Origin of the sequence: Actinoallomurus acaciae, from assembly GCF_042429965.1 — a bacterium.
In the GTDB taxonomy this organism is placed as follows: Bacteria; Actinomycetota; Actinomycetes; order Streptosporangiales; family Streptosporangiaceae; genus Actinoallomurus; species Actinoallomurus acaciae.
Window position 1 is genome coordinate 1 of the sequence record NZ_JBHLZP010000510.1, and the last position, 5642, is coordinate 5642.

At 71.6% G+C, this 5642-nt stretch carries 6 protein-coding genes; 3 read left to right on the top strand and 3 right to left on the bottom strand.

Annotated features, from left to right (window positions below):
• The coding region (locus ACFFNX_RS40275) for an alpha-hydroxy-acid oxidizing protein (RefSeq protein ID WP_378211430.1) at positions 1-374 on the bottom strand (374 nt) is incomplete at its 3' end.
• 200 nt (positions 375-574) lie between these two features.
• On the opposite strand from ACFFNX_RS40275, the gene ACFFNX_RS40280 reads away from it, so the two are divergent.
• Positions 575-787, top strand: a complete 213-nt coding sequence (locus ACFFNX_RS40280) for a dodecin (RefSeq protein ID WP_378211431.1) — start codon at positions 575-577, stop codon at positions 785-787.
• Between the two features lie 58 nt (positions 788-845).
• On the opposite strand, the gene ACFFNX_RS40285 is transcribed toward ACFFNX_RS40280, so the two are convergent.
• Both ACFFNX_RS40285 and ACFFNX_RS40290 read right to left on the bottom strand, forming a co-directional pair.
• Complete coding sequence (locus ACFFNX_RS40285) at positions 846-2225, bottom strand: metallopeptidase TldD-related protein (RefSeq protein WP_378211432.1); 1380 nt, start codon at positions 2223-2225, stop codon at positions 846-848.
• Positions 2222-3721, bottom strand: a complete 1500-nt coding sequence (locus tag ACFFNX_RS40290; RefSeq protein WP_378211433.1) for a TldD/PmbA family protein — start codon at positions 3719-3721, stop codon at positions 2222-2224. The genes ACFFNX_RS40285 and ACFFNX_RS40290 overlap by 4 nt, the downstream gene beginning before the upstream one ends.
• Positions 3722-3836: 115 nt before the next feature.
• Here ACFFNX_RS40290 and fabG point away from each other — a divergent pair, with 115 nt between their 5' ends.
• Positions 3837-4541, top strand: a complete 705-nt coding sequence (fabG, locus tag ACFFNX_RS40295; RefSeq protein WP_378211434.1) for a 3-oxoacyl-ACP reductase FabG — start codon at positions 3837-3839, stop codon at positions 4539-4541.
• Positions 4542-5303: an enoyl-ACP reductase FabI gene (gene fabI, locus ACFFNX_RS40300; RefSeq protein WP_378211436.1), complete on the top strand. Its 762-nt coding sequence runs from the start codon at positions 4542-4544 to the stop codon at positions 5301-5303.
• The last annotated feature ends 339 nt before the right edge of the window (positions 5304-5642 follow it).

Here is a 5642-nt window from a genome sequence, read left to right on the forward strand (position 1 = left end):
TCGATCCGCCGCGAGCTGCGCGAGGACACCGTCAGCAGCGCGCCGGCCCGCCGGGCCCCACGCGCCGTGGCGACCTCGCCGCCGGGATGGGCGAGGACCTGATATCCCATCGGCGCCACGCACACCGGAGCGGGCAGCTCGCGGCCGAGCACACGCACGCGGGTGTCGACCGAGGAGACGTCGCGCAGCACGTGCGGGCGCAGGGCGACGCGCCCCCAGGCGGCCGGGTTCGCCGCGAGCGTGCTCTCATCGCCCGAGCCGCCCGCGAAGAAGTCGAACACGGCCGGATCCAGCACCTGCCGCGCGCGGTCCTGTAGCTCCGCGTAGCCGGAGTGACGGAACACCGGATCACCGGCGCCCGCGGGTCGCCGCATGGTCACGAGGACACGGGGGAAGGAGCACGATCACCCGATCATTATCACGGCACGGGAGGCACCATGACCGAGCGGAGCGAGGGAATCAGAAGGCGCGTCCCAGTGGTCACGCCCTCCGGTGGAGGAGGACTCGTGACCGAGCGGGCGAGGGAGCCGAAAGACGCACCCCGGCGGTCACTCCGCCCGGCGAAGGAGGACTCATGACCGAGCGCACGTACCGGGTGACCGAGATCGTCGGGACGTCGCCGGAGAGTGTGGACGCGGCCGTCCGCAACGCCATCCGGCGCGCCGGCCAGACGCTGCGTCACCTGGACTGGTTCGAGGTGACGGAGGTGCGCGGCCAGATCGTCGACGGCGAGGTCGCGCACTATCAGGTGGGGCTCAAGGTCGGCTTCCGGCTCGAGGACACCTGACCCGTACGCGGGCAGGGGACAGGCCGTGCCCCGGCGGACCCCGGGGCACGGGCGGGGCTCAGTTCGCCTTGCTCACCGTCGACATGTTGAAGTCGGCCACGCGCAGGGGCGGCATCGCCGTACGGGTGAAGTAGTCCGACCACTCGCGGCTCAGGGCGCGCTCGGTACGGCCCGCCTCGGCGATCCGGGACAGCAGGCCGACCGGGCTCTCGTTGAAGCGGAAGTTGTTCACCTCGCCAACGACCTCGCCGTCCTCCACGAGGTAGACGCCGTCGCGCGTGAGGCCGGTCAGCAGCAGCGACTGCGGGTCGACCTCGCGGATGTACCACAGGCAGGTGAGCAGCAGCCCGCGGCGGGTGTTCGCGACCATGTCCTCCAGCGACGCCGTGGCGCCGGGGACCTCCATGAGGAGGTTGTCGACGCCGGGCGTGAGGGGCTGGCCGGTCAGCCCGGCGGACTGGCGCGTCTGCAGCAGCGCGGACAGCCTTCCGCCGGAGATCCAGTCGACCGGGTTCAGCGCCAGGCCGTTGTCGAAGACCGAGGACTCGCGGCTGGAGGCGTGGGCGACCACGAACGGCGCGCACTCCAGGCCCGGCGCCGACGGGTCGCTGTAGAGGCGCACCGGCAGGTCCGACAGCGTGTCACCGATACGGGTCCCGCCGCCGGGGCGGCTGAACACGGTACGGCCGTCGTGCGCGTCGCGGGCGCCCGCCGACCAGTACATGTACGTCATCAGGTCCGAGACCGGCCCGGGAGGCAGCAGCGTCTCGTAGCGGCCCGCCGGCAGGTCGATCCGGCGTTCGCCCCACGTCAGCCGCGCGCTCAGGTCGGCGGTCATGCCCGCCACGTCCACGTCGCGGAAGTCTGCGGTGCCCGTGCCCGCCCACGCCGACCGCGCCATGTCCCGGGTCTTGGCGTTCAGTTCGACCTTGCCCGTCGGCTCGTCGAAGCGCAGCCGCAGCCCCGCGGACGTGCCGAGGAAGGTGGAGTTCATGTCGTGTGAGGCGAAGCCGTACAGCAGCCGCTCGTCGTCCTGGGCCGCGGCGAACGCCTCGCCGAGCGCCGGCGCGAACCCCTCGAACACCCCGATCGAGGTCTCGGCCGGAGCGTCGTCCCACGCGCCGCCCGAGCCCGCCCGCGCGGCGTCGATCAGCGGAGCGGCGTCCTCCGCCGGGCCGCTCTCCTCGGCGGAGCGCTCCGCGGCGCGTACGAGGTCCTCGACCTGGTCCGGCGTGACGCCGGCCCGCGAGACCATGCCGGTCGACTCGCCCGCGATCGCGATGACCGTGAGCCGGCGGGACCGGGTGACGCCGTTGGTGGTGAGCGTGTTGCCGGCCCAGCGCAGGTTGGCCCCGCTGGACTCGTCGGCGATCACGATGCAGCCGTCGGTGCGGGAGAACCCCAGCGCCCGCTCGACAGTCTCCTGAGGAGTGTTCACTGGCCGGCCTCCTTGACCGCATTGAGGATGTTGACGCCGCGGAACAGGGCGGACGGCGCGCCGTGGCTCACCGGCGCGACCTGGCCCGGCTGGCCCTTGCCGCAGTTGAACGCCCCGCCGAGGACGTAGGTCTGGGGACCGCCCACGGCCTCCATGGAGTTCCAGAAGTCGGTGGTCACCGCTTGGTACGCCGCGTCGCGGAGCTGGCCCGCCAGCCGGCCGTTCTCGATCTTGTAGAAGCGCTGGCCGGTGAACTGGAAGTTGTAGCGCTGCATGTCGATCGACCAGCTCTTGTCGCCGACGACGTAGATGCCGCGGTCGACGCCGGAGATCAGTTCCTCGGTGGAGGGCCCGTCCGGCGCGGGCTGGAGCGAGACGTTCGCCATGCGCTGCAGCGGCATGCTGGAGGGGGAGTCGGCGAAGGCGCAGCCGTTCGAGCGCTCCCGCCCGGTCAGGTGCGCGATGCGCCGATCGGTCTGGTAGCCGACGAACCGCCCGTCGCGGACGATGTCCCAGCTCTGCGTCTCGACGCCCTCGTCGTCGTAGCCGACGGTCGACAGGCCGTGCTCGACCGTACGGTCGCCCACGATGTTCATCACCTTGGAGCCGTACTGCAGGCTGCCGAGCTTGTCCGGCGTCGCGAACGAGGTGCCCGCGTAGGCCGCCTCGTAGCCCAGCGCGCGGTCGAGCTCGGTGGCGTGCCCGATCGACTCGTGGATGGTCAGCCACAGGTTGGACGGGTCGATGACGAGGTCGTACACGCCCGCCTCGACCGACGGCGAGGCCAGCTTCTCGGCGAGGTACTCCGGGATGCGGGCCAGCTCGCCGTCCCAGTCCCAGACCGTGCCGGTGAGGTACTCGTACCCGCGTCCGGCGGGCGGGGCCAGGCTTCGCATCGTGTCGAAGCCGCTCTCGTGGACTCCCACGGCGGTCACCACGGGCGCCAAACGCACGCGCTGCTGCGTGGTCATCGTGCCCGCGGCGTCGGCGTAGAACTTGTTCTCCTTCACCTGGAGCAGTGCGGCGTCGGAGTGGGCGACGCGGTCGTCGGCGAGCAACCGGCGGCTCCAGTCGGTCAGCAGCGCCACCTTGTCGGCGATCGGCACGGTGAACGGGTCGACCTCGTATGAGGAGACCCAGACCCGCTCGCCGTGCACCGGCTCGGGGGCGAGCTCGATGCGCTCGCGGTTGATGGCCGCCGCGACCTTGGCGACCTCCACGGCCTGTTCGGCCACGTGTACGGCCGCGTCCGGTGTCAGGTCGATGCCCGAGGCGAAGCCCCAGGTGCCCTCTCTGACGACGCGCACGGCGAAACCGAGGTCGTCGGCGTCGGCCGCGGTCTCCAGCCGGCCGTCGGACAGCCGCAACGTCTGGCGCCGGACGCGCTCGAGGCGGAAGTCGACGTGCTCGGCGCCGAGATCGCGGGCACGGGAGAGCGCGGCGTCGGCCAGCGCACGCAACGGCAGGGCGGTGAACTCCTGATCGATCTGTCGCACTGTCGCAACCTATCGCGTCCTACAAAGAGCGGCAGGTCACCCTTGGCTGTGCCGTGCTCGTGCTACCCGTGGGTAGCGCAATAGGCTCGCCAGGATCCCGACTGGAGGTTTCCGAATGACTCGCTCAGTCCTCGTCACCGGTGGTAACCGGGGAATCGGGCTGGCCATCGCCCACGAGCTCAAGGGCTCGGGGGACGCCGTCGCCGTGACCTACCGTTCCGGCGAGCCGCCCGAAGACCTGTTCGGCGTGCGCTGTGACATCACCAGCGCCGAGGACGTCGACGCGGCGTTCGGCAAGGTCGAGGCGGAGCAGGGACCCGTCGAGGTGCTGGTGGCCAACGCCGGCATCACCCGCGACAACCTGCTCGCGCTGATGAGCGAGGAGGAATTCTCCTCCGTGCTCGACACCAATCTGACCGGGGCGTACCGCGTCGCCAAGCGCGCGGTGCGCGGAATGATGCGCAAGCGCAGGGGCCGCATCATCCTGGTCTCGTCGGTGGTCGGGCTGCTCGGCTCCGGAGGCCAGACGAACTACGCCGCCTCCAAGGCCGGGCTGATCGGCTTCGCCCGGTCCCTCGCCCGCGAACTGGGCTCGCGCGGCATCACCGTCAACGTCGTCGCACCCGGATTCGTCGCCACCGACATGACGGCGGCCCTGGGCGAGGACCGGCAGGCCGAGATCAAGAAGCAGATTCCGCTGGGCCGGATCGCCGAGCCGGCGGAGATCGCCAAGGCGGTACGGTTCCTGGCCGGCGACGACGCCGCCTACATCACCGGGGCGGTCATCCCGGTCGACGGCGGTCTTGGAATGGGGCACTGAATGGGCATTCTCGACGGCAAGCGCATCCTCGTCACGGGCGTCCTGACGGACGCCTCCATCGGCTTCCACATCGCGCGCCTCGCGCAGCAGGAGGGCGCGACGGTCGTGCTGACCGGCTTCGGCCGCATGTCGCTCGTCGAGCGCATCGCCAAGCGGCTCCCCGAGGCCGCGCCGGTGATCGAGCTCGACGTCACCGACGACGAGCACCTCGCCGGCCTGGCCGACCAGGTGAGCGCGTACGTCGACGGCATCGACGGCGTCGCCCACTCGATCGCCTTCGCGCCGCAGACCGCGATGGGCGGCAACTTCATGAACACGCCGTGGGGCGACGTGGCGACCGCGGTGCAGATCTCGGCGTACTCCCTCAAGTCGCTCACCGCCGCCTGCCTGCCGCTGATGAAGTCCGGCGGCTCGGTGGTGGGCCTCGACTTCGACGCCGGTCAGGCCTGGCCGGTCTATGACTGGATGGGCGTCGCCAAGGCCGGTCTGGAGTCGACCTCGCGCTACCTCGCCAAGTACCTGGGCCCGGACAAGGTACGGGTCAACCTCGTGGCGGCCGGCCCGCTCAAGACGATGGCGGCCAAGAGCATCCCCGGCTTCGAGGAGTTCACCGACGTGTGGCCGGAGCGCGCGCCGCTCGGCTGGGACGTCGCCGACCCCGAGCCCACCGCCAAGGCGTGTGTCGCCCTGCTGTCGGACTGGTTCCCGGCGACGACCGGAGAGATCGTGCACGTCGACGGCGGGGTCCACGCCGTCGGCTGAGTGACCGCCCGGAACCCCCGCCCGCCGTACGGCGGGGCGAAGGTTCCGGGCGGACTCACGTTCGGGGGCAGGCGCCCCAGGATGGCCCGCCCCCGAACGCCCGGTCGACGGCCGGCACCGGCCGTCCTCTCGGTTCGGGCCGGTACCGCTCGCGACGGGTTCGGTTCCGTCAGCCGTGGCGGGCCGACGGTCGCCTCCTGTCCGCCGTCTCACGGCGGAACAGAAGGCTGAGGTTCAGTGCGGCCAGCGCGCCGATGAGGCCCGACGCGGTCGCCACCGGCAAGGGCGGCAACGGCCCGCCGTCCGGCGCCGGGTCGGCGACCAGGAGCGCGGGCTCCG